The sequence below is a fragment of the Gilliamella sp. W8136 genome (assembly GCF_016101285.1).
Lineage (GTDB): Bacteria > Pseudomonadota > Gammaproteobacteria > Enterobacterales > Orbaceae > Gilliamella > Gilliamella apicola_N.
This window is the reverse complement of record NZ_JACFQU010000003.1, coordinates 83,095-108,565: the sequence shown is the minus strand read 5'-3', so window position 1 is coordinate 108,565 and position 25,471 is coordinate 83,095. Positions and strand designations below refer to the sequence as shown.

At 32.9% G+C, this 25,471-nt stretch carries 20 protein-coding genes and 1 CRISPR repeat array; of the genes, 4 read left to right on the top strand and 16 right to left on the bottom strand.

Going from position 1 to position 25,471, the window contains the following annotated elements; genetic code table 11:
• Positions 1 to 14: 14 nt before the first annotated feature.
• The 3 genes from H3T96_RS02585 to H3T96_RS02575 form a co-directional block, all read right to left on the bottom strand.
• A complete protein-coding gene (locus H3T96_RS02585) occupies positions 15 to 1,670 on the bottom strand; it encodes a hypothetical protein (protein WP_144091168.1) in 1,656 nt (551 codons plus the stop codon).
• Entirely contained in the window at positions 1,667 to 2,674 is a 1,008-nt protein-coding gene (locus H3T96_RS02580) for a hypothetical protein (protein ID WP_144091166.1), read from the bottom strand. Before H3T96_RS02580 ends, H3T96_RS02585 begins: the two co-directional genes overlap by 4 nt.
• A gap of 228 nt (positions 2,675 to 2,902) precedes the next feature.
• A CRISPR array of direct repeats spans positions 2,903 to 3,359; the repeat unit is 29 nt; unit sequence CGGTTTATCCCTGTGTATACAGGGAACAC.
• A gap of 810 nt (positions 3,360 to 4,169) precedes the next feature.
• Positions 4,170 to 6,143 carry a TonB-dependent receptor domain-containing protein gene (locus H3T96_RS02575; RefSeq protein ID WP_144091164.1) on the bottom strand — a complete coding sequence of 658 codons (1,974 nt, stop codon included), beginning with the start codon at positions 6,141 to 6,143 and terminating at the stop codon, positions 4,170 to 4,172.
• A 168-nt stretch (positions 6,144 to 6,311) separates the two neighbouring features.
• Here H3T96_RS02575 and H3T96_RS02570 point away from each other — a divergent pair, with 168 nt between their 5' ends.
• From H3T96_RS02570 to H3T96_RS02560, 3 genes are all read left to right on the top strand, one after another.
• Positions 6,312 to 7,232 (top strand): siderophore ABC transporter substrate-binding protein, encoded by a 921-nt coding sequence (locus tag H3T96_RS02570; protein WP_086327445.1) that lies wholly within the window; start codon positions 6,312 to 6,314, stop codon positions 7,230 to 7,232.
• 770 nt (positions 7,233 to 8,002) lie between these two features.
• Entirely contained in the window at positions 8,003 to 9,325 is a 1,323-nt protein-coding gene (gene rimO, locus H3T96_RS02565; protein ID WP_086327388.1) for a 30S ribosomal protein S12 methylthiotransferase RimO, read from the top strand.
• A 6-nt stretch (positions 9,326 to 9,331) separates the two neighbouring features.
• Positions 9,332 to 10,720, top strand: a complete 1,389-nt coding sequence (locus H3T96_RS02560) for an MATE family efflux transporter (RefSeq protein WP_144091162.1) — start codon at positions 9,332 to 9,334, stop codon at positions 10,718 to 10,720.
• Positions 10,721 to 10,811: 91 nt separating this feature from the next.
• Here H3T96_RS02560 and H3T96_RS02555 read toward each other — a convergent pair whose 3' ends face one another.
• On the bottom strand, positions 10,812 to 10,967 hold the full coding sequence (locus tag H3T96_RS02555) for a hypothetical protein (protein WP_186279199.1): 156 nt from the start codon (positions 10,965 to 10,967) through the stop codon (positions 10,812 to 10,814).
• A 291-nt stretch (positions 10,968 to 11,258) separates the two neighbouring features.
• Here H3T96_RS02555 and H3T96_RS14825 point away from each other — a divergent pair, with 291 nt between their 5' ends.
• Entirely contained in the window at positions 11,259 to 12,821 is a 1,563-nt protein-coding gene (locus H3T96_RS14825) for a phosphoethanolamine transferase (RefSeq protein ID WP_144091160.1), read from the top strand.
• A 108-nt stretch (positions 12,822 to 12,929) separates the two neighbouring features.
• On the opposite strand, the gene H3T96_RS02545 is transcribed toward H3T96_RS14825, so the two are convergent.
• From H3T96_RS02545 to H3T96_RS02490, 12 genes are all read right to left on the bottom strand, one after another.
• On the bottom strand, positions 12,930 to 13,289 hold the full coding sequence (locus tag H3T96_RS02545; protein WP_144091158.1) for a PTS glucitol/sorbitol transporter subunit IIA: 360 nt from the start codon (positions 13,287 to 13,289) through the stop codon (positions 12,930 to 12,932).
• An 18-nt stretch (positions 13,290 to 13,307) separates the two neighbouring features.
• Positions 13,308 to 14,336: a PTS glucitol/sorbitol transporter subunit IIB gene (locus H3T96_RS02540; RefSeq protein ID WP_144091155.1), complete on the bottom strand. Its 1,029-nt coding sequence runs from the start codon at positions 14,334 to 14,336 to the stop codon at positions 13,308 to 13,310.
• 12 nt (positions 14,337 to 14,348) lie between these two features.
• Positions 14,349 to 14,870, bottom strand: coding sequence for a PTS glucitol/sorbitol transporter subunit IIC (locus H3T96_RS02535; RefSeq protein ID WP_086327383.1), 522 nt, complete (start codon positions 14,868 to 14,870; stop codon positions 14,349 to 14,351).
• 45 nt (positions 14,871 to 14,915) lie between these two features.
• Entirely contained in the window at positions 14,916 to 15,302 is a 387-nt protein-coding gene (locus H3T96_RS02530) for a transcriptional regulator GutM (RefSeq protein ID WP_186279198.1), read from the bottom strand.
• Between the two features lie 79 nt (positions 15,303 to 15,381).
• The gene (locus H3T96_RS02525; RefSeq protein ID WP_086327660.1) at positions 15,382 to 16,629 is read right to left on the bottom strand and encodes an NAD(P)H-dependent oxidoreductase; all 1,248 of its coding nucleotides are present in this window, start codon (positions 16,627 to 16,629) and stop codon (positions 15,382 to 15,384) included.
• A 212-nt stretch (positions 16,630 to 16,841) separates the two neighbouring features.
• A complete protein-coding gene (locus tag H3T96_RS02520) occupies positions 16,842 to 17,789 on the bottom strand; it encodes a sugar-binding transcriptional regulator (RefSeq protein WP_065738983.1) in 948 nt (315 codons plus the stop codon).
• Between the two features lie 605 nt (positions 17,790 to 18,394).
• Positions 18,395 to 20,401 carry a transketolase gene (gene tkt / locus H3T96_RS02515; protein ID WP_144091151.1) on the bottom strand — a complete coding sequence of 669 codons (2,007 nt, stop codon included), beginning with the start codon at positions 20,399 to 20,401 and terminating at the stop codon, positions 18,395 to 18,397.
• A 152-nt stretch (positions 20,402 to 20,553) separates the two neighbouring features.
• Positions 20,554 to 21,504 carry a transaldolase gene (tal, locus tag H3T96_RS02510; protein WP_086327320.1) on the bottom strand — a complete coding sequence of 317 codons (951 nt, stop codon included), beginning with the start codon at positions 21,502 to 21,504 and terminating at the stop codon, positions 20,554 to 20,556.
• 203 nt (positions 21,505 to 21,707) lie between these two features.
• Positions 21,708 to 22,163, bottom strand: a complete 456-nt coding sequence (rpiB, locus tag H3T96_RS02505) for a ribose 5-phosphate isomerase B (protein ID WP_144091149.1) — start codon at positions 22,161 to 22,163, stop codon at positions 21,708 to 21,710.
• Between the two features lie 261 nt (positions 22,164 to 22,424).
• A complete protein-coding gene (locus H3T96_RS02500; RefSeq protein WP_144091147.1) occupies positions 22,425 to 22,670 on the bottom strand; it encodes a FeoC-like transcriptional regulator in 246 nt (81 codons plus the stop codon).
• A 91-nt stretch (positions 22,671 to 22,761) separates the two neighbouring features.
• A complete protein-coding gene (gene feoB / locus H3T96_RS02495) occupies positions 22,762 to 25,092 on the bottom strand; it encodes a Fe(2+) transporter permease subunit FeoB (RefSeq protein WP_144091145.1) in 2,331 nt (776 codons plus the stop codon).
• Complete coding sequence (locus H3T96_RS02490; protein ID WP_086326735.1) at positions 25,089 to 25,331, bottom strand: FeoA family protein; 243 nt, start codon at positions 25,329 to 25,331, stop codon at positions 25,089 to 25,091. The genes feoB and H3T96_RS02490 overlap by 4 nt, the downstream gene beginning before the upstream one ends.
• Between the last annotated feature and the right edge of the window lie 140 nt (positions 25,332 to 25,471).

Sequence of the window (25,471 nt, the reverse complement as noted above, 5' to 3'; positions counted from 1 at the left end):
AATAGATATAGTGATTAAACATTAAGCAAACCAATTTCTTTTTTTAATCTATCAAAACTTTTTTTATTTAAAAGTTTCTGATCACTTTTAATCTCAATTTTGTTACATTTACCAGTTAAATATTGAAACTTATCATCAAGAGCCGCAAAAAAAGTTTGTTTTTTGGACGATAAAAAGATTTTATTAACAAGTGAATAAGCCCCTGATAATACATCACCATCAAGCTCATCTTTTATTATCGAATCCATGACAAAAGGTAGTTCAACAGAAGAATATTCCATTAATATTTTTATGTAAGTTAAATAAATAACCAAAAATATTTGGTTTAATGCTGAACCACTATTTTTAATTTGATTAAATTTTAAAAATTTAAAATCACGATCTACGGATGGTAAGTTACTAGCTAGTTTATTAAAAGTATCAGTAAAATACGAGTCTATTTCAGAACGCCTATTATTTTGTTCTTCAGTCAATTTTTTTATTTCTGTATTTATTTTTTTTATCTCATCTTCAATATCAGATTTTTTAATTTCTAAATCACCTAGTATTTTATAATATTTATCTTGAGATGTTGCTTCGCCTAAACTTTGGATAAATTCATTAATAGATGATCTACTTGATTTCATTTGTAGTTGTTTAGATAATTTATTATATTCTTTATCAAGCCCTAATTTTTTATCCAACAAAGATCTTATGCTTTGTTCAGCTTCGTTTATTTTTAATTCTATCTCCTTTATATTAAGAGATAATAAAAAAGAACTATAATCTAGTTTCATTCTTTCTTCAGATTGTTGTTCTGTCAGGAAAGAATTACATTTACTACATTTGATTGAGTTATTTTTATACAACTTATTATTACATTTTAATATATCATTAAGTTCTCTTAGTTCTAATTTAAGAGAATCTAATTCAACTTGCTTTTTATATATTTGTTCATTGTAAGTGGAAATCTTATCATTAAGAGATTCAAGTATTAATAAATACTTCTTCAAATCTTCTTTAAAACCATCTTCATCTAAAACTAAATTTCTTTTATTCGTTAAAATAAACTGATCTTTTAGTGCTATCAATGAGTTGCAAGTATTTCTTAATTGACTAAGTTCATTTTTTAATATTCCCCTTTTCTCTTCTTTTTCAAGATGTTCATTACTTTTTAAGTTTAGAACATATTCAAAAATAGATTGCGGCATATCTTTTGAGTTATACCAATTTAAATTAGCTGTATTTCTAAATGGTACTCCTTTCCAAGATGAATCTTGATCAACATAAAATAAGCTAAGAATTGCAGCCGCATGAACTTGACTTAGATTCTCACTATCTTTGATGCGAATTTTAATTTGCATATCTAACAGTTTGGTAAACCATCTAGAATATTCCGACTCACTTAAGGGAGCGTCAGTATCATATACCTTGTAAAAATTTTTATGACGTATTATCCATCCATCCTGATTATTATGACTAAAATAAATCTTAAAAATCATTTGGTTATAATTCCATGTTTTCGTGAAATTTTTTATGTCCATTCCAAGACAATAATAAATTGATTTTAGCAAGCTTGATTTACCTACAGTACCATTTCTGGAAAATATAACATTTGAGTTGGGTGAAAAATTGAACTCATTAGCTAATCCATTATTTAAGTCAACAATGACAAAACGCTTAATAATCATTTATTACGCTCCAAAAACTTTTCCGAAACAATATCTATAAGAACGGCATAAATATCTGATTGAAAATCATCACTTAATTTTTGATAAATACTATGTATAAATGAAAAACCATTACTTTCTAACTTTTGAATATAGAAATCACTACCAGAAATTTTATCAAATATATCTTTTCTTAAATCCCTTAATTTGCTATTAAGCATATAGAATTTAAACTCTATATCTTTTTTTTCTTTATTACTTATTAATTCATATTCAACTAATGATTCTAAAATCTCAATCCTAAGCTTTGGTATCTGACTAATTACACTACAAAGTCTAAAAATGTTTTTTAGTTCTTCTTGAGTTATTTTTTTACTTTCAATCACATTTTTATTATGAATACTCGCTTTTTTTTCACTTTTTAAATCTATTTGTTTAAATAGTTCATTGAGCGCAGTAATTCCAACATTGTCATCTACCACGATACCCTTACCTACCATATAACCAAGAAGATATGTCTGCGCATTTGATAAATCATTGTTAAAATTAGAAAATACTATTTTAGTTTTTTTTAATTCATTTTGAATTTTCTCTTTATCACCAGAAAATAAATTTTCTTGCTGCAAACATTTTAAAAATTCTTCCTTTTGTTTTTCAGAATAATCATAAACACAATTATCGAATATATTACAACTAGATTTATCTAAATAGTCTTTATCTTTTTTAATAAAAGTATCTAGAGTCACAACTTTATAATAATCTACTTTTTCTTCCTTATTTAAAAGTTTATATAAAATCGAATGTTTATTCTTTGGAACTTTAACTAAACTTTTAATACTTAATGTTTGCCCTTTTACTTGCAGGTGAAAAATTTTTTCTGAGAAAAAAACTACAATGTCCTCTTGATTTTCAACAATGATATAAAAATTATCCACGTTAAAATTATTAATAGCAATTTGAGCAATTACTGCTTTCTGGTAATTAAAACCTCTTATACTATAAGCACCACCACTATCCATAGCCATAAATAACACACAATATATAATCAATAATCGTGATTATATATAAATAAGAATGCATTTTCTTTATGTTTATACAAACAGTGTATTTTTATACAGTGCATCTTTTTTACAAATTTTGATAATTGTTTTTTACTATTAATTGAATTTGTTTAAGCTTGAAAACTTGATTTTTTAAAAATCCGCCAGAATGAAGTGACCCCATAAAGTTGGAAGCGGTTTGTAGTAGTTTTATATTTTATCCCTGTGTATACAGGGAACACAGATTTATTAACGATTCGCGTATGAATCGGACCGGTTTATCCCTGTGTATACAGGGAACACGATCACAATATTGCGCCAGTTGATAAATAGCCCGGTTTATCCCTGTGTATACAGGGAACACTTAACGATCGCGATTTTCATGTTGGCGATCTCCGGTTTATCCCTGTGTATACAGGGAACACAAATACCAAGAGTGCACCGCTCAAATCTGAACCGGTTTATCCCTGTGTATACAGGGAACACTTTATCATTGGTATCAAAATTTGTAGGTAGTGCGGTTTATCCCTGTGTATACAGGGAACACCAAAAATTTTACTCGCGGATTAACTGACTGCACGGTTTATCCCTGTGTATACAGGGAACACAATTTTTCCACCAAATGAATTATCCATTTTTTGCGGTTTATCCCTGTGTATACAGGGAACACTCTAATTATAACATACTGTTTTATAATTAAAATATTGACTGTTAAATTTCTACCGATTTTTTAGGTTATTTTTCATTAAAATCACAATCTATAACACTATGTTTTTATTTGATTAATTAAAATTAATGTAAGTTAAAATTAGATTCTACGGGATTCTACCGATAAGTTTATATTTTTCATACAATTAAAAAAATAGAAAACAATAAAATGTAGAATTGTGATTTTTTTGAATAGCAAAAAATGCTATGTAATATTGACGCTCCGCCGATTTATCCCTGTGTGTACAGGGAACACTAGATGACGTAAAACACCACGAAATCACAGTCCGGTTTATCCCTGTGCATACAGGGAACTCTCAATTAGAGGGGTGCTAGAGTACTAATGGAACGGTTTATCCCTGTGCATACAGGGAACTCCCCAATTATAACATACTGTTTTATAATTAAAATATTGACCGTCAAATTTCTACCGATTTTTTAGGTTATTTTTTATTAAAATCACATTCTATAACACTATGTTTTTATTTGATTAATTAAAATTGATAGAAATTAAAATTAGATTCTACGGGATTCTAACAATAAGTTTATATTTTTCATACAATTAAAAAAATAGAAAACAATAAAATGTAGAATTGTGATTTTTTTGAATAGCAAAAAATGGTGTGTGATATTGCACTAGGTTACGTTATGGCAGGTTCAACAAGTGACTTTTATATTTAGGTTATAAATAAGTTAGATTACTATAAATAAAAAGATGGCTGTTAAAGCAGCCATCTTTTTTCACAGAAAAATATTTATTAATTCAATTTATTTAGAAGTTAATCTCGGTACCTACAAAGTAACGTCGACCTTCTAGAGTTTTACCAAAGTCAGCGTTTGAAACATCTTTGTCAAATAAGTTATAAACTCCACCATAAATCTTAGCATTTTTATTTATATGGAAAGATGCACCCACATCCCAGAAAGTGTAGCCCGGATATTCTATTTTCTTACCACTACGATCTGTTGTGCTTTCTACGCCATAATAAGCAACTTTAGTCCATAAATCCCATTCTTGAGTAACATACCAATCAAGTTGAGTATTGAATTTTTGCTTTGGTGTACGGTTTAAAGGTTTACCTTTATTTTTTCCGGTTTTTTGTTCTGATTTATTCCAAGAATAGTTAGAACTTAACAAGAAATCAGTAAAGAGTGGTGTTTTGAATGATAGCTCTAAACCTTTAAGATCTGCTTTATCCACATTTTCACGCCCCTGAACAAAATCAAATTTTTCACGATAACCATTGATCTGGCATTTTCTAGATCCAGCCTCACCTCGGCAAATATAATAAGATTGGATTTTATCTTTATATTTGGTATAAAAAGCGGTTACAGATGCATCAACACCATATTCATTAGTATAACCAACACCCACTTCAAATGAATTCGTTTTTTCAGGTTTTAAATTTGGATTTCCCATTATCATCCCTTTATTACCTGTTCCTGATCCACCTGTAACTTGTCCCCAGTCTGAAACAACTTGGCGTAGTTGTGGAGTTGCAAATCCAGTTGAGTAACCACCTTTTAAAGTAAAGTTATCATCAATATTCCAGACACTATAAATCTTTGGATTCCAGTTATGACCATAATTTTCATCTTTATTATAACGTACGCCGGCAGTTATACTCCAATTATCGACGATTCTGATCTCATCATCAGCAAACAATGCATAACTCCAACGATCGATTTTTGTTAATTTTTTATTTAACTGATTACCATTGTCGTGTAGTTCTTGATAAGTATATTCTCCGCCAGCGGTTAACATATTGATCGAGAAAGGAATGGTCACGCGAGAGTCAACATTGGTATTACGAATTTTCATTTTTCTTTCTGGATTATTATTACTTTCATGAGCAATAAAAGATGTTGTTGATACATCACCAAATAAACCATTATGAGTCAAGGCAAAAGAGTTGCGACGGTTATCTCGATTAAAATCTCCACGATTAACTGGTCTTGTTTTTCCACCTGTAGCATTACTATTTTGTAAAGATCGCCCAAAGTCGAGATCAAATGTTTGTGTTTCAGTTGCATTAAGCGATATTTTACCATTCAGGCTACGTAATTTTTGTCCTGAATGGCCATTTAGGAATTCGTCTTCATGACGCCTACTATATTGACCATATAACTGAATACCCAAAACATCATCAATAATGGGTCCCATGGTGGAAAAACTACCAATATAGGTATTTTTTTCATCTGAACGGTAAGGAATCACTGACTCAACGCGTAAACCACCGTGCCATTTGTTAGATACTTTTTTAGTGATAATATTGACTACCCCACCCATTGCATCCGAACCATATAAAGAAGACATTGGTCCACGAACGACTTCAATACGCTCAATAATCGTTAACGGTGGTAGCCAGCCTTGTTCAAAACCTGAGTTATCACTATTAGGTCTTGTTTCACGTGTGCTTACTTTTTTACCATCAATCAATAATAGAGTGTATTTGGCATCCATACCACGAATACTAATATCGGTCGAATCACCACCACCAGTTATAGTAACACCCGGGATATCTTTAAGAGCATCAGTCACATCACGATAAGGTTTTTTGCTAATTTCTTCTGGCGTGATTACTGAAATTGTCGCCGGTGCTTCTTTAATTTGTTGTGAAAATCCTGATGCTGTCACCACCATGGTATCCGTGTCTTTATCGCTTGCAGCCACAGCTATGCCAGACAAAGATAATAAAAGACTAGTGTTAATGACATGTGTTGCCAATTTAAACTTAGTATTCATTTGTTTAACCCTATTATTTATATTGATATTTCTAACTGAAGTGCAAAAGTACAATATACTATATGAGAATAGTTATCAATATCTTTTCATAAAATTATTTATTACTAGACAATTTATACACTTTAAACAATAATAGTTATCATTTGCAGAGTAAACCAAGGAACCAAGATGAATACCAAGAAAAAATTACTACTAAGCACATTAGCTGCACTTGTCTTAGGATTAACAGGGTGTCAATCCTCTATGACGGTAACAACCGATAATAATCAATCAGTTGTTGTGCCTAAATCACCAAGTAAAGTTGTCGTGATGAACTATGGTGCACTAGACACTTTAGATGCTCTAGGTAAGGGTTCAATTGTTGCTGGAGCACCTCTTTCTGTTCTGCCTTCTTATCTTGAGCAGTATAAAAATGCAAACATTGCTGATACGGGTAATATGAAAGAACCAAGTATAGATGCAATCAAACAAGCTAAACCACAATTGATTATTATTGATGGTCGTCAAGCCAGCCGAACTCAAGAGCTATCTAAAATTGCGCCGGTAATTAATTTAAGCGTTGATGCAAAAAACTATCTTGAATCAACTAAAAATCATATTAATGTATTAGCAGACATCACTGGCACTGAAAAAAACGCAAGTAATTTAATTCAAACCCTTGATGTAAAAATAACAAATGCTCAATCTGTTGCTCAATCCAGTCCTAAAAAAGCAATTGTTGCAATCCATAATGATGGTAAAATGATTCTAATTAACGCAAGTTCAAGTGCCGCGTTAATTCATGATGTTTTAAAAGTAAAACGAGCCGTTCCATTTTTTATTCAACCAGTAAATAATGGTGAAAGACCAAAACCAACTTTTATTGACAATAATTACGTCAATAGCGTTAAACCTGACATTATTTATGTTGTTGATCGTAGTAAAGCAATTGGTCAAGCGGCTATGAAAGAAGACTTTTTTGATGCAAAAGTTTTAGCTGCAAGCAATACTGAAGTGGTTTATCTAACGCCGGATCTTTGGTACTTATCTGGCGGTGGTGCAGAAAGTTTAGATCGTCAAATTGATGAAGTAATCAATGGTCTAAAATAGCATTTTTATTGTTAATTGTTTAACTTCCTATTTGCCCTTATGCTGTCAGTAAGGGTTTTTTTATTATATAGCTATCTTGATTGTTTTTATCACTGTTTTTGGTATTTTAGAGTTTTGTAATACATGGTAATACTATCGATGTTGCACAACTTTGGGTTTACTGAAAACAGTACCAAAAATTGCTATTAAATGGTGGATTATTTGATACTTAAATGATGGCATGCCAAAAGTTTAAATTTTATTATTCAACCAATAATTAATATGTGAAAATAATCTTCTATTTAACATGAGTAAATTTCCTATTGAGAAATAATCTTTTTTCTCTTATCAACACTTCAACTTTCAAGCAGTCTTTTTTTAAACTCTTATAAATACGATTTCAATATGATACTTTTAAATTCTTAAGATGATACATTTAATAAATGTGGTTGCAAATGAACAAGTTTATAGTGCTCTCCAATTACAAAATTTTATACCGTTATAAAATGGATTATCGACTTGACCTGCTGCAGATTATATACCTAAACAATGATACAAGACCAATCCCTCAGTTCTTATTGAAGATAAATTATAATTTATTTATATGGTTAGCGGTCATGTTAGATATATGCCTTTAATAATTTTATTTTATATAAATCATAACAACCTAAAAATTTTTATTAGCATCTATTTAAATATGTTAAAATACACGCCTATTGTCTAAATCTAAATTGACAGACTTTTAGATTCTCGAGAAATACCTCTATAAATTTTAAAATTATTACAATACTATGAATATATCATCCCCAACAATTGGATTTGTGAGCCTCGGTTGTCCTAAAAATTTGGTTGACTCAGAGCGAATATTAACTGAACTGCGTACCCAAGGTTATCAAGTGGTACCTACTTATGAAAATGCTGATCTGGTGATTGTAAACACTTGTGGATTTATTGACAGTGCGGTACAAGAATCGCTTGAAGCCATTGGTGAAGCACTTGATGAAAATGGTAAAGTGATTGTTACCGGTTGTCTTGGCGCTAAAGAAGATCAAATCCGAAGTGTACACCCAAAAGTGCTTGAAATTTCTGGTCCTCATAGTTACGAAGCAGTGCTAAGTCATGTAAATAAATATGCCCCAAAACCGGCATATAACCCATTTACCAGCTTAGTACCCGAACAAGGGGTAAAGTTAACACCTAAACATTATGCATACTTAAAGATTTCAGAAGGTTGTAATCATAGCTGTACATTTTGCATCATTCCTTCTTTACGTGGTGAGATGGTCAGTCGTCCTATTGGTAATGTACTTGATGAAGCAAAACGATTAGTTGACAGCGGAGTAAAAGAACTTTTAGTCATTGCTCAAGATACCTCAGCTTATGGTATTGATATCAAAAATCGTACCAACTTTTGGAATGGTATGCCTTTAAAAACCAATATCCAAACACTCTGTGAGCAATTGTCTAGTCTTGGTATTTGGGTGAGATTACATTATATGTACCCATATCCGAGTGTTGATGACTTAATTCCATTGATGGCGGAAGGAAAAATCTTACCTTATTTAGATGTCCCGTTACAGCATGCCAGCCCAACGGTTTTAAAATCAATGAAACGTCCTGGGACAATTGAAAAAACACTTGAACGAATTCATCATTGGCGTGAAATTTGCCCAGAAATCACTCTGCGTTCAACGTTTATTGTTGGTTATCCCGGCGAAACTGAACAAGATTTTGAATTATTACTCGACTTTTTAGAAAAAGCGCAATTAGATCGCGTTGGTTGCTTTCCTTATAGCCCTGTTGAAGGTGCAGCAGCGAATGAATTAGCTAACCAAGTTCCAGACGAAATCAAACAACAACGATTTGATAGGTTTATGCAGTTGCAGCAAAAGATATCAATGCAAAAATTACAAGCTAAAATAGGGAAAACCTTAGCGGTTATTATTGATGAAGTTGATGAAGAAGGTGCAATAGGTCGTAGTATGGCTGATGCACCTGAAATTGATGGTGTTGTATATTTAAATGAAGAAAAAGATGTCAACGTCGGGGATGTTGTTCAAGTCATTATTGAGCATTCTGATGAATATGACTTATGGGGAACGGTTAAACGGTAATAAATCATGAAACAACATTATAAACATGAAATAAAAAATCTTGGTAAATTGGCTGTACCAGTACTTATTGCACAAGTATCACAAACATCCATCACTGTTGTTGACACCATTATGGCTGGGCACTACAGTAAAACGGCATTATCTGGTATTGCTATCGCCGTATCAATTTGGTTACCAACCGTTTTGTTTGGTCAAGGACTATTAACCGTTTTAACCCCCATCATTGCCAACTTAAATGGTGCAGCTAAACGAGACCAAGTTGCGAATCACACACGTCAAGGTGTGATAATCGCTCTATTTTTATCAGTGTTGATAATGTTGATTTTATATCATTCAGACCAAATAATCGGTCTACGAAGTTCCGTAGATCACGCTATTGATCCCGAAATGATGGACGTGGCCGTAAAATTTTTACGAGCAATCATGTGGGGAGTACCAGCATTCTTGCTGTTTTTAGTTTATCGCAATCAATGTGAGGGGTTATCTAATACTAAACCAGCTATGGTAATCATATTCATAGCATTACTTGCTAATATTCCAATTAACTATGTTTTAATTTATGGCAAGTTAGGATTACCTGCATTTGGTGGTGTTGGTTGTGGTATTACTGCTGCCATCATTTTTTGGCTAATGTTTGGCTTAATCCGCTTATATACTTTAACCACTCCAACTCTACGTGATATTCGTGAAACACCATTGACCAAATGGGTTGATTTTAGTGTAATCAAAAATATTGTTGTGCTCGGCATGCCTCTGGCACTAGCCTACTTTTTCGAAATGAGCTTGTTTGCTGTGATAGCTTTGCTGATTGCTCCACTTGGTCAAGTCACTGTTGCTGCACATCAAATTATCTTTACTATCAGCAGTTTAACATTTGCAATACCATTATCTTTAGGTGTAGCATCAAGTATCCGAGTAGGTTTTTTACTTGGTAATAAAAAAACATCATTAGCAAAACAAACGGCTTATATTAGTTTGGCGATATCGTTAATGATTGCTGTGATAGTGGCATTAGTTCTGGTTATTTTTAGAACGCCAATTATTCATATATTCACAGATGAAGTAGATGTTATTACTATTTGCTTGCAACTAATCATTTTACTCGCTATCTATCAAGCATCTGATTATCTTCAAGTTGTAGCAAGTAATGTATTACGTGGTTACAAAGATACGAAAAGTATTTTTTATATTACGTTTATCTCTTATTGGGGCGTTGGTCTGCCAGTTGGATACATTTTAGGATTAACCGATTTAATTATGCAGCCAATAGGTGCTGCAGGTTTTTGGATAGGAATTATATTAGGACTAGCGCTTGCTGCATTTTTACTTATTGCTAGAATGATCTACGTTCAAAAACAACCCAAAGAAGTAATTTTAAATAAATCTTCAAGATAATATATAATATGAAAAGGATTAATATAGTTTTTGTTTCAATTATACAAAAATATGTTAATCCTTTATTCGTTATGGACACCCTATTGTTTTATTAAGAGTGAGCATTAGCAATAGTCCATGATGGTAAACCTAGTAAATTAAATTTCATTGCTTTTCCTTTATCAATATCTGTTTTTTTAATTAGCAAATAAGCCCGCTTGACAGTTGCTCCAAATGGATCACTCTTAATATATGTTCCAGAACTCATATCTAAAAATATTTTGCCATTTTAATTGGTGCTATAAATGATTCAGCCACATTAGGCTCGATTCTAGACGCATAATTTATTGGATATTCAAGCGGTTTTACAGGTATCCCAAACAGTTACTGTATAATGACAAATAACCCTAATATATTATTTTTTCCTAATTAAATAACTGCTGTCTAAATGTATAATGAATATTATGTTCATTTTAAATAAATATAAGTTGATTAAAATTAGATTACTAATATAATTTTGCAGCTTATAAATTGATTGTTTTAAAATGGATTTGTTTTTGTGATATTTATAAAAAGAAAATTATTTACACATATTATTTGTATTTGTCTCTCAATAGCATTGGTTTACCTATTAGGTTATGAAAAAAGATTTGATAGAGCAATGCTTACTTATTTTTCTCTAATTTTTTTAGCTAGATTCACACTATTTCGTTTCTTTTTTGGGGCGATATTTGTCATTGCATCACTTTATTTTCCGATAGGATTTTATTATGGAAGTCCAAATGTTGCAGTTATCAGTGCGGTATCAGAAACCGATTTTGATGAAGTATTAGAATTCTTTAATCAATTACCTATTTATTTTTATTTTATACCAATAACCCTCGTAATTTTATTCACATATATATTTTATAAAGTTAAATTTCCAACAGTGAATAACAAATATGTTATTATTTTGTTTTTGTTACTATGTTGTTATAAACCAATCAAAATATTTTTTAAAAGTCAGAATCCCTCAATTCCAACAATTTTAGTTCATAATTTTAAATATCCACCTTTTGAATTTTGCGTAGATTTATATTCAAGCTATAAGTTATATACAACAGAGAAACAAGAGCAGCTTAAACAAATTGAAAAAACTAATACAATCCCTATTGTTTCAGTCAATCCTAAATATAAAACCTATGTTATTATCATCGGTGAAAGTGTTCGTAAAGATTATATGAGCGCTTATGGATTCAAGTATGATAATACTCCGTTTACAAATGAACATGCCTCACTAATTTGGGATGGATTAATTGCTCCTGCATCCAATACTCAATCATCAATTCCTCATTTAATTAGTCAATCTACTTATTCAGATAATAAAGAAGTTAATGCACAAATAAACAATAATATTATTACTATTGCAAATGATGCTGGATTTGACACCTACTGGCTTTCGAACCAAGGCCAATTAGGTAGAATGGAAATAACTGTGCCGAGAATTACCGCTTATAGCAAAAATATTTTCTACACCAAAAAAGGGGAATATAACGGTCGCTCGTCAAAAGGTAAATACGATACCTTGCTTTTACCTAAACTAGATAGCTTATTAGCAGAAAAGAATGACAAACCAAAACTTATTGTTATGCATTTAATTGGTTCCCATCCGCATTTTTGTAAAAGATTACAATTTGATGTGCAATTTGATCTCGACAATAAAAATTTATCATGTTACGTCAGTAGTATTAAAGAAACGGATGATTTTATAAAATCAACAATAGAGATATTAAAACGACATAATGAAGATTATTCTGTGGTTTACTTTGCTGATCATGGGCTTTCTCATACTGAACAATACCAAGATTTAAGACATAATTGGGAAAACCAAAATAGTTACCAAGTGCCATTAATATTTTTTGATTCAGCAGAAAATAGTCAAATTAAAATCAATAAACAAATTTCAGGATATCAATTCGTTTATTTATTAAGTCATTGGATGGGGATTAAATTGAACATCCAACATGATTACATGCAATATCATTTGATGGATATACCTGAACAAAAAAATATTCAAATTAAAGATTGGAATAATAAACTTTTTCCATTTAATGATTTGAAAAAAGATCCTAATCCATATTAAAAGATTTAATTTTTTGACTAAAAAAAACATACCATCACTAAATTACTAGTGATGGTTTTTAAATTTAATTGAAAATAACAAAATTAAGAAAAAACAATAAATAACCAATCAACCTAAATCAAAACAAATATTATCTCCAATATTCAATTTTGGAAAAACATCTGGTTCAACTGCAATTGCACCTGGCAGAATGTCACTATCACTTTGTTTAAAATAAATAGAAATATGTCCCAATTCTTCAAAGTTTTTATTTGCCTCGCTACCAACTTGTTTAATAATATATTTATGTTCACCTAACATAAATTCTTTACCTTCAATCAATGTTTGATTAGGCTTTTTATGAAACTCATGTATTACACAAATTTCCCTTAAATCAGGTGTTGCCATTGGACCAAATAAAATGATAACTTTTTCTTCTTCAAATTCCGGAACAATAGCACCAATATCAGTAATAACACTTCTTGACATATTTACCTCTTTTATAACTTAGTACATTCCAATACTCATAATCCAAGCAACAATAACAGCCAATATTCCAGTGATCATTCGACTATACAATACAGCGGGTACCCCAATTTGAACAGTTTGAGGTTTTGCTTCCCCTAAAGATAGTCCAACTGGAATAAAGTCACATCCAGCTTGAGCATTAATAGCAAACAACGCAGGTAATGCATAAGCAACAGGAATTGCACCAATTGCAATCTGTGAACCTATCAAGACCCCAATAACTTGAGCAATAACAGCGCCCGGTCCAAGAATTGGAGATAAAAATGGTAAGCTACAAATAAATGCAATTACCATCATACCCCATATTGAGCCAGCTAAAGGTGACAATGTTGTAGCGATTACATGGCCAATACCTGTGTAATTGATAATACCTATTAACATACTAATAAATGCCATAAAAGGTATAATATTTTTAATTAACATATCAGTCGAATCACGACCTGCTTGATAAAAGATTCCCATTGCTTTACCAATACTTCGGGATAATTTAATCAATAAGCTTTCTTTTTGATTTTGGCGATGTTCTTCTTTTATTTGTGCATATTTTTCTTTAAATTTTTCGCGATCCAAAACTGGATTTTCAGCCGTTTGTGTTTGCTGTTGTTGATTCTGCGCAGATGCTGTTGGTTGTTCATTATGACCTTCTAATAGATTTATGTTTTGAGGCTTAACCCCTGAAACAAAAACATCTTCAGTAATATGTTTTGCTAAAGGACCTGTTGGTGCTGATGGAATAACATCAATTGTAGGAATTTTTTTCATTGGATAAACACCAATTCGAGCGGTTCCACCACAATCAATAATTGCGCACAGAATTTCATTTTCTGGAATTGCATTTTTGAAACCGTCTACCGCTTCCCCACCGGAAAGTTCAGCAATTCTTTGGGCAACTGGATGAATACCACCGCCTGTTACAGAAAGTATTTTATGTTTTTCAGTCGTTGGCGTTAAAGAAAAACCTGTTCCCCAGCCACCTTGTCCTTTATCTATAATAATTGTTTTATACATAGCATCACTCTCCTACAGATTTTTTTTACGCATCAAAAATTTAGTAATAATTTCGGTAATAACACCACGCATTAAAATAATGATAATACCCGCTAAAAAGTACCGAACAGAAAGACTTGAAATGCTATAACCTGCATTCATAACACCATTTGCAATCCCCAGATATACAAATAACTCACCAGCATTGGCATAAGGAAACATACCGGTTACAGGGTGCAAGAAAGAAACAACCGAATCATAAAAAGCTGGTTTTTGTTCTTCTTTAACAAAGCGACCAAAAGTATAAGCCATTGGATTAGTCAACATTAAAACAGACAGAATTGGCATTAAACTGTAGCGCAATAGCATATTTTTTGCCGAAAATTGAATTGCCTTAGTGACTCGTTGTTCACCAATAAAAGCAATTAAAGAATAGGTAAATGTTAATAACACAATCAAAAGCGGGACAATATCTGTCATAAAACCAACAAAAACTTTCCCACCAGCTTGAAATAACCCAATAAAATGGGTTCCAAACCATTCAATATATTCCATTATTATCTCCTTTGTTGTTGTCTTCTAAGATTTTAATAAGTTAAATTAAACAGGAAGTTGGTTTGTTCCCATTTTTATAATTGCTTTTTCTTCAAGAGAAAGTTTTCTGGTTTCACTTTCTTCTCTTAAATTGGTTAAAATTTGTGACAATTGGTATCCATAGAATCTTGGTAATGGTTTAAATTTGGCAAAGATTGATTTTCCTTTTAAAAGTTGGCATTCTTTAACCATTTTGTTTTCATCTATCACCATAACCACAATCGCACTTGAACCTAACCTTTTACGTTCAATAGATGAATAAAGATGATAATTTTTAGAATTTGAATATTGTTGAGTGATGTTGTACATATATCTTTGATAATACCTAATTTGCATTAAACTCAATATTGACTGTAAAACAAAAACAACACTGGCGATGATTACAATATTCATGTTTACAAACCCCATAAAAACAACTTAATTTATAACGCTAAGAACTGCTGAATCTTATTAGTCAGCAGTTCTTATATTTTTAACTAAAGACTTCATCTTGAAGTTTACGTAATTTCCAAACTGTTGTTGTTTCATCTAAAACAACATCATCTTCAGTTAAAAACTTACCATTTGGTATATCTCGTTTGGCAACAACATTACCGCTGATTAGACCAATTGGGATATTTTTGTTTTTCTTCATATCCGCATGAGTTTCAATTACACCACGAACACAAAAACCACCGATTCCATCAAGTCGTTCGCCAATTTTGATATCCTTTTTAGCGACTGCAACTGTTTCAGATACTGGAGCACCACAAGGGACAATAGCGGTATCGTGATTTAAAATAGCTTTCGCAATAGTCATTGGTGTTTCAAGGCTAGCTAAATGGAAAGGACGATATAAAATGTGATGATCTCTATCACCTTTTTTCATTAAGTAATTTAATTCATTACTCACATTAGGATTTTGACCTTTAACGATAGCAAAAATACCTGGGGCTAAACCATCAACATATTCAACGACACCAAATTTATTAAGAACGCCTCCATTTTCTTTAAGGTTTAAATCTTTGAGGACTGAATCTAAATCACCTTTGACGCCATGCATACCAACTACATCAGGAACAAAACCCATTGCATTCGAAAGTAAATTCATTTCTGCCATAGTCTTCGTTCCATCTTGGAATGCCGCTAACATGTGTGATGACATATGTTTTGAATCAGCCTCAGCTTGTGCTGTATCAGGATTGGCTTCTATTTTTAATTTGTTATTTTTACCTTTACCTACAACAAGAACTTCCATTCCCATTGATTTTGCAAATTCATACATCTCAAGTGTTGCTGCTGGTTCATCTCCATCAGAACCGGTATAGATAAGATCAGCAGCACTAAACAGTTTATGCATCAAAGGGCCTATTGTGATATCTATCTCCACATTAAGAAGAACTAAATGCTTTTTGGCTAATAATGTTTCTAAAGCAATTTTTGCACCTACTTCAGGTACTCCTGTAGCATCAACAATTATTTCAACCTCTTTTGATTGAATTACTTCTTTAAAATTTTTAGAAACAAGAATATTATTTTCCTTACTGGCGCTTGCTTTATAATCTTTTGCTGCTTGTATCGCAGCTTCTAAATTAATATCACTAATTCCAGTTACACACATTCCCGGAATGGTTGCTATCTGCGCTATCATTCCTGTTCCCATTTGACCTGCACCAATAACCCCAACTCGAATTGGATTGTCATTTTCTTCTCTTTGTAACAATTGTCTATAAATGGTCATTTTTGTATTCTCCTTGTTAAATTTAATATTAAATAGGTTTATTAACTATTTATCATAAAGATAACATAATAAATCATAACCACAATTGACAAATCAACATTATGTGACTTTTGTCACACTAATTGTCATTTGTCACAAATTTAAATTTTGGACAAAAAAAAGCCTCTTTATACAAATAAAGAGGCTTTTTAACTATAAAAATTAAAGAATCATTAGTGACTAGTATTTAAGACATACTCAGCCATTTTGTCTGTCATTACGATAATATCGATAATCTTAGAATTTAAAGCTGCAATAACTGCTTTTTCCTTATTTTCACCTGATACAATAGCAACTACTGTTGGAATTTCACGTAAATCATCTAAACTTAAACCTATAATTTTTTGATTTATTGGACTATTTGCTTCTTTCCCGTCAGAAGTATAAAAACGTGAATTACAATCGCCAACTACATCATAATAACGAAACTCTTCAAGATCTTTTTTATTAATATAACCAATTTCTTCCATAGTACTATTTTGATAAGGATTAGAGATACCTACGATCGCCATATCAACCGTTTTACCTTCATTGAGTACTTCATTTATATATTTATTTTTACATAGATCATTTTTCATTGTTTGATCTTCCACTAATGCTGGTGCATATAGGTACTTACACGTACATTGCATCTTTTTTTTAAGATCATAACAAATTTGATTCGAATGTAAGTCAACTTCCTCAGCACCCATACCACCTATCAAAGGTACAATAACTAATTCTTTATTGGTAATATAAGGAAATTCATTAACAAATTTCCTAATTGTTTTTCCCCACGAAATACCTAATTTATTAACTTTTAAAATTCGTTTATTCAATGCATAAGCCGCTTTTTTAGCTAACCAATTTGTAGATTCTTCATAAGATAGATTATGTGTAGCAACAACAATCGCTTCTTCTAGTTTGAATTTAGTTTCAAGCTTCTGTTCTAATTCAACTGTATATGCAGTTTCATCTTTGATGAAAATTTCAACAATGCCTAATTCTTTAGCATCTTGTAATTTTTTAGAAATTATTGATCGTGATATACCTATCTTCTGAGCTATTTGAGCCTGAGTCCAACCGTATTGGTAATACCAAGTTGCAATTTTAACTAAATCTCGCTTTTCTTCCCATCTCATAACTCACTCCTATTGAGTTTTTATAATTAACAATAGTCAATCAACATAACAAATGTTTAACTAATAGTAGCATAAATTGAAAAATCAAACATCAAATCAAATTTTAATCACCATTAGTATTTAAAAACGTCGATAAACAACACTAACTATAATGAATTAAAATAATAGTTAACGATAATTATCACACGTTGCGATCAGTTGAATGATATTGAGATAATACACAACATAAAATTCCCTAGGGTATTTTATTGAGCTACATAAATGACAAGATTCAAGCTTGGTAAGTTATTTTTATATAAAACATTTATCAAATACCTTATTCTTTTTTCTATAAGAATTCTAAAACACCTTGAAACAATGAGATAATTATTGGGGTTCTACTGTATGGTATTTGAGGTATGCAGAAGTTTGAAAAATTTCAACTAATTAAAAAATAGAAATTTATATAATCAGTTTCAAGCATGAGATTAAGATATATTGATTACCCAATAATCTATAAGAGAATATTCATAAATAGGATAAGTTTTCTAAAGAACATAAAATAAGCATAAAAAAACTTCGCTAAAGTTATTAGCGAAGTTTTATTCTGTTAAGCAGAGTATAATTTATTTCAATAAACTTTTCGCCTGATTTAAGACATTATCAATAGTAAAACCAAATTCTTTAAATAGTTGATCGGCTGGGCCTGATTCACCGAATGTTGTCATACCAACAACTTTACCGTTAAGACCAACATATTTATACCAATAATCACTGATACCTGCTTCGATCGCTAAGCGAGCCGTCACTGAAGATGGTAATACAGATTCTTTATAAGTTTCATCTTGTTTATCAAATGCATCTGTCGATGGCATTGAGACAACTCTTACTTTTTTACCAGCTTCGGTAAGTTTATGATATGCCTCAACAGCAAGTTCAACTTCTGAACCAGTAGCTATGATAATTAATTCTGGTGTGCCAGTACAATCATTAAGAATATAACCACCACGATAAACATTAGCTAATTGCTCAGCACTACGTTCTTGTTGTTTAAGATTTTGTCTTGAGAAGATTAGCGCTGTTGGACCATTTTTGCGTTCTATCGCATATTGCCAAGCGATAGCTGATTCAACTTGGTCACAAGGACGCCAAGTACTGACATTTGGTGTAACACGTAAACTTGCCATTTGTTCAACAGGTTGATGTGTTGGTCCATCTTCACCTAAACCAATAGAATCATGAGTATAAACGAATAATGAACGAATCTTCATTAACGCAGCCATACGGATAGCATTACGTGCGTATTCCATAAACATTAGGAAAGTTGCGCCATAAGGAATAAAGCCACCATGTAATGCGATACCATTCATGATCGCTGACATACCAAATTCACGTACACCATAGTGGATATAATTACCATTTGGGTTGGCTAAAATCTCTTTTGAACCTGACCACATGGTTAAATTACTTGGTGCTAAGTCGGCAGAGCCACCTAAAAATTCAGGTAAGGTAGGAGCAAACGCTTCAATCGCATTTTGTGATGCTTTACGTGTTGCAATTGTTGCTGGATTTGCTTGTAGTTTATTCACAAAATCTTTTGCTACTTGTTGCCAATTAGCAGGTAGATCGCCACTTACTCGACGTTTAAATTCCTGAGCTAAATCAGGATAAGCTTTAGCATATGCGTCAAAACGTGCATTCCACTCATCTTCAACGTGTTTACCTTTGGCTTTTGCATCCCAAGCATCATAATATTCTTTTGGAATTTCAAAGGCAGGATAATTCCAACCAAGTTCCTTACGTGTTGCTTCGATTTCAGCATCACCTAAAGGCGCGCCATGACTTTCGTGGCTACCCGCTTTATTTGGTGAACCAAAACCAATAATTGTTTTACACATTAACAATGACGGTTTATCGGTTACTGCTTGTGCTTGTTCAATGGCTTCTTTTAAAGCTTTAGCATCATGACCATCAATGCCACGAATTACATGCCAACCATAAGCTTCGAAGCGTTTTGCCGTATCATCAGTAAACCAACCATCAATTTCACCATCAATTGAGATACCATTTTCATCATAAAATGCAATCAGCTTGCCTAATTTAAGCGTACCTGCTAATGAACATACTTCGTGTGAAATACCTTCCATCATACAACCATCACCCATAAAGACATAAGTATGATGGTCAACAATGGTATGGCCTGGTTTATTAAATTGCGCAGCTAATGTTCTTTCAGCAATAGCCATACCTACCGCATTAGCAATACCTTGTCCTAACGGGCCTGTTGTTGTTTCAACACCCGGAACATAACCATATTCAGGATGACCTGCGGTTTTTGAATGCAATTGACGAAAGTTTTTAAGATCATCAATCGTGACATTATAGCCAGTTAAATGCAGCAAGCTATAAATCAACATAGATGCATGGCCATTTGATAATACAAAACGATCGCGATCAGCCCAATTAGGGTTAGTTGGATTATGTTTTAAAAATCCACGCCAAAGTACTTCCGCCATATCGGCCATACCCATAGGTGCACCTGGATGACCAGATTTAGCTTTTTGCACACCATCCATACTTAATGCTCTTATCGCATTCGCTAGTTCGCGGTGAGATAAAGTCGTTGCATTCATGTTGTAATCTCCAAAATATTTTTAATTAAAAATTCCTAATCTAGCAAGTTACTATTCTTAGCAACAAATGCTGTCACCTGCCAAATTTGTTAATCAAATCGAATTGAATAATGTAAAAATGGGGAGCTAGCTCCCCTTTGTATTCTATATGTTTAAAGTAATGCACTAATCATATCTTCTAATTTGCCTTGGTCAACAGCAAAAGCACGGATACCTTCAGCAAGTTTTTCAACTGCCATGGCATCACTATTGTGTTGCCATCTAAATTCAGCCTCGGTCATCGGTACTGGGCGATCGACTACCGGTTGATTTGGATTAAGTTTTTGTGTTACAGGAGCTGTTGATTGCTGCATTTCAGCAAGCAAACTCGGTGCAATGGTTAGACGGTCACAACCCGCTAATGCTAAAATTTGATCAACTTTACGGAAACTTGCGCCCATCACAATCGTTTTATAACCATGTTGTTTGTAATAATTGAAGATATTACGAACCGAAACTACACCAGGATCTTCGTCTGCAACATAAGGATCGATTGGTTTTTTAGCTTGATACCAATCATAGATACGGCCAACAAATGGAGAAATTAAAAAGGCATTTACTTCAGCACATGCTCTTGCTTGTGCAAATGAGAAAAGTAATGTCAAATTACAGTTAATCCCCTCTTTTTCAAGAATTTCTGCTGCTTTAATCCCTTCCCACGTAGAAGCGATTTTAATTAAGATACGTGATTTATCGATACCTTTTGCTTGGTAAAGTTCAATAATACGACGTGCTTTGTCTATACAACCTTGTGTGTCAAATGATAAACGGGCATCCACTTCTGTCGAGATACGACCAGGAACAAATTTTAAAATTTCAGCACCAATATTAACAGCGACTTGATCACACGCATTAACTAATTGTTGTTCTTTACTCCCACCCAGTTTTTTAGCGGTTTCTACAGCAGAATCGATTAGATAGCGATACTGAGGAAGTTGAGCTGCTTTCAGTACAAGGGATGGGTTGGTAGTGGCATCTTCAGGGGAAAATTGTTTAATTGAATCGATATCTCCAGTATCGGCAACAACTACAGTAAATTTTTTAAATTCATCTAATTGACTCATACTTCTTTTATCCTCTACAGCTTTTAGTTTAATAAAAATATAATAGCATTTATTCAAAAATAAAACGACAGTGCCCTATTGCTATTTCGCATACATAATAGATTAAAAAACAGACAAATATAAGGTAAAATTAAATATCGAAATGTTCTCATTGTTTGCAAATTTAATCTGCTTTTAACCAAAAAAATTCTAACAAATAGTGATTATTTACTATAGAGCTGATCATAATGGTTGATGCGCTCAACTTTAGCTGTCGAACCACCACCTTCAAATTCAGAATTTAACCATGCTTGTACAAGTTTTTTAGCTAGCTCAACACCAATTACTCTAGCACCCATTGTCATAATTTGAGCATTATTACTCTTTCTAGCACGCTCAGCCGAAAATACATCATGACATTGAGCTGCGCGAATGCCGGGTATCTTATTGGCAGCAATGGCAACACCGATACCCGTACCACAAATCAAGATACCTCGTTCATGCTTACCCTCTTTGATAGAACAGGCTACGGCATTTGCAACATCAGGATACAAAGCATTTTTTACCTGTTTGTCACTGCTATAATCAATAATTTCAATACCTTGTTTAGTCAAATAATCAACTATGCTATTTCTAAATTCAAAAGCGGCATCATCAGCGCCAATGGCTATTGGTTTCATATTATTTTACCTCAATTTAATTCAAAAAATGAACATAAGTTCATATTAATATCATTTGATATTTTGAGATATAAATTAATTCAATTATGTGATGAAAGTCTCGAAAATAAAATATTTTTTAAGAAAATATAGCAATAATTTATGCTATTAATTACAAAGAGTACTGCCTAACCAGAGTGTCTATAGTAAAATTTTTTGCATGATTCAATCAAAGGTTAAATATAAATACATTTGAACATAATAATTTTGAAAAGGTATGACTCATTTATTTAACCAAACATAAACTCTTTGCTGAGTGATATTACAACCTGTACACGTTTTGCATTGATTAGGTGTGCATGCGATTTGATTGTCCCCTATGGTAATTTGCTCAATATTTCCTTTTTTAATCCAAAAATCCAACATTTGTGCTGTGGCACTGTTAGGTATACGAAAATGTCGGGCAATGTCTTGCAGCTCAGCACGACCTTTTAGTTGCACATAATCTCGAATTGAAGTTACTAGCATAATAATGAAAGATGCAGGTTTATGTCCTGCATCTTCTCCTTAATTTATGATTGAATGGTTAATTAAATAAGATGTTTTAAGGATCTGCTATTTAATAACAGCAGGATGAATTTTTAGAGTTAGATGATGAACTAACGATTGTTTGATTAAAAATGGAATATCGCCCTAATATCCGCATAGTGATAATCATAATTAGCATAAATGCCCCACATCCTAAAAGCCACCAAACTGCCGATTGTGAATGTCCAATCAAAGTTGTTTGATAGTAAATTGTTGCAGATAACCAACCAATGATAAAAGTCCAAATGCCAACAAATATCATCCATCTTATACCTGCTTCACGATATACCGCCCCTAAAGCAGCAGCACAGGGAGTATAAAGTAATATAAAAATCAAATAAGCTATGGCGACCGATGGCGTCATAAAGGAATTTTTTATTTGTGATACTGCTGACGAATCCACTGCTAAATCGGATTGTAATGAGTCAATATCATCATTAACAGTAGATAACCCCAAAGGATCTAAAACAGCATCAGACAAATCAACTAGATTTTTAGGAATCGTTTTAAGTGCATCTAAAATCCCTTGCGACAAATTAAATGATTCAGCCTGTTGTGTGGTATCCGTTTCATCCATAGAATAAAGCGAATTTAAGGTGGCAATAACCGATTCTTTGGCAAAAATACCCGTAAAAATACCAACTGTAGCAGGCCAATTTTGTTGATTAATACCCATTGGGGCAAATACTGGTGTAATCTTTTGGCTAACTACAGATAGCATGGAATCTTGTGAATCTTCATGTCCAAATGTTCCATCTCGTCCCCATGAGTTAAGCAAACTCAATACAGTTACCATGATTATAATGGCTTTTCCTGCTTTGAAAATGAAATTTTTCAGACGTTGCCAAGTTAAACTGAGCATACTGCTTAAAGTAGGAATTCGATATACGGGCATTTCCATAATAAACGGCGTAATTGAACCTTTTAATAAAGTAAATTTAAGCACAAATCCTGTGATAATTGCCACTGCAACACCTAACATATACAAACTGAAAACGATAAATGAAGCATGTCTAGGTGCGAAGATAACCGCAAACAACGCATATACTGGCAATCTTGCTCCGCACGACATAAATGGAATCATACAGATTGACATAATGCGATCGCGCGTGCTTTCTAATGTACGCGTTCCCATAATGGCTGGCACACCACAACCAAAACCGACTAACATGGGTACAAATGCCTTACCCGGCAAACCGATACAGCGCATACCACGATCGACAACCATCGCGGCCCTTGCCAAATAACCCGAATCTTCTAAAAATGACATACAGAAAAACATTGCCCCAATTACAGGTATAAAGGTTGAAACAGTTTGAATACCGCGCCCGATACCATTGGCAAAAATGGCAATAAGCCAGCTAGGAGCCTGTATGGTTTGCAACACATGTGCTGTACCATCCACAAACAACGTGCCACATAATCCATCAAAAAAATCAACAAATACTGATCCAAAATTAATCGACAACATGAACATGATATACATTGTTAACAAAAACAATGGAATACCTGTAATGCGTCCTAAAGTAATTTTGTCAAGCATATCTGAAAAGCGAACATTTAATTCACGAGGCTTGTCAATGACCGTTTTACAAATCGCATCAATCGTATCATAGCGCGCAGATGCTAGCGCTACATCAATTTCGTTATCGCACCATGCTGAAAGTGACAGACGACAAGCTGTTAGCTTTTCACTCTCAAGTTGGGCCAAATTGTAGTGTGAATCATCTAATAACACATCTTGCAACTGCCATGGGTTAAATCGACGTAGTTCACTGTCTTCAGGTAATTCATTAATATATCTATCAATAGTAGCTTGCTGTTCATCCCCCAACAAATTGATTGAAGGATTAGCTACTTGGGAAGATACTGTCATCGCTTCAATTTGCTGATACAGTGCTTGCAATCCTATTTTTTTACTTGATGATATCGCCACCACTGGACAACCCAGCAATTTAGATAACTTTGCAACATTAATCTGTTCACCCATTGCTTTAACCGCATCCATCATATTAAGCACAACGATCATAGGCAATTGCAAATCAACTAATTGACAGGTCAAATATAAACTGCGTTGCAAATTTGTCGCATCAATAATATTGACTATCATGCAATCATCTTCACTCAAAACAAACTGTCTTGCAATTAACTCATCTTGCGACACGCATAAGGGATCGGATTCAATTGAATAGGTTCCCGGCAAATCAACAATATCGTATTGCTTCTGATTATAGGCAAACAGACCCGTTTTACGTTCGACAGTAACGCCAGGCCAATTACCCACTCTTTGTTTGGCACCGGTCAACAAATTAAATAATGTTGTTTTGCCACAATTTGGATTACCAATTAGCGCGATCTTCATACTCCGACCTCTAACACTTCGATAAAAGAAGCTTCTTGGCGGCGTAAACATAATAAAAATCCACGCATATTAATCTCAATGGGGTCACCGAGTGGCGCAGTCCGTACTACCTCGACTTTACAACCCGGTGTAATGCCCATAGCCAGTAATTTACGACGATAAGGTAACGATTTAGGTAAAAATCTAGAAATAACCGCCTCACGCCCTATCGGCAAGTGGTTAAGAGTTAAAGATGACATCATACTTCCTACGTTTATTTAGCTTATTTATTTTTATCGCACAAATTAAAATGCGAACGATTCGCAATATTAATACACATTAATGTAGAAAAAAACAAATTTTCATGTAAAAAATGGAAATAATGGTCAAATAATGGGGG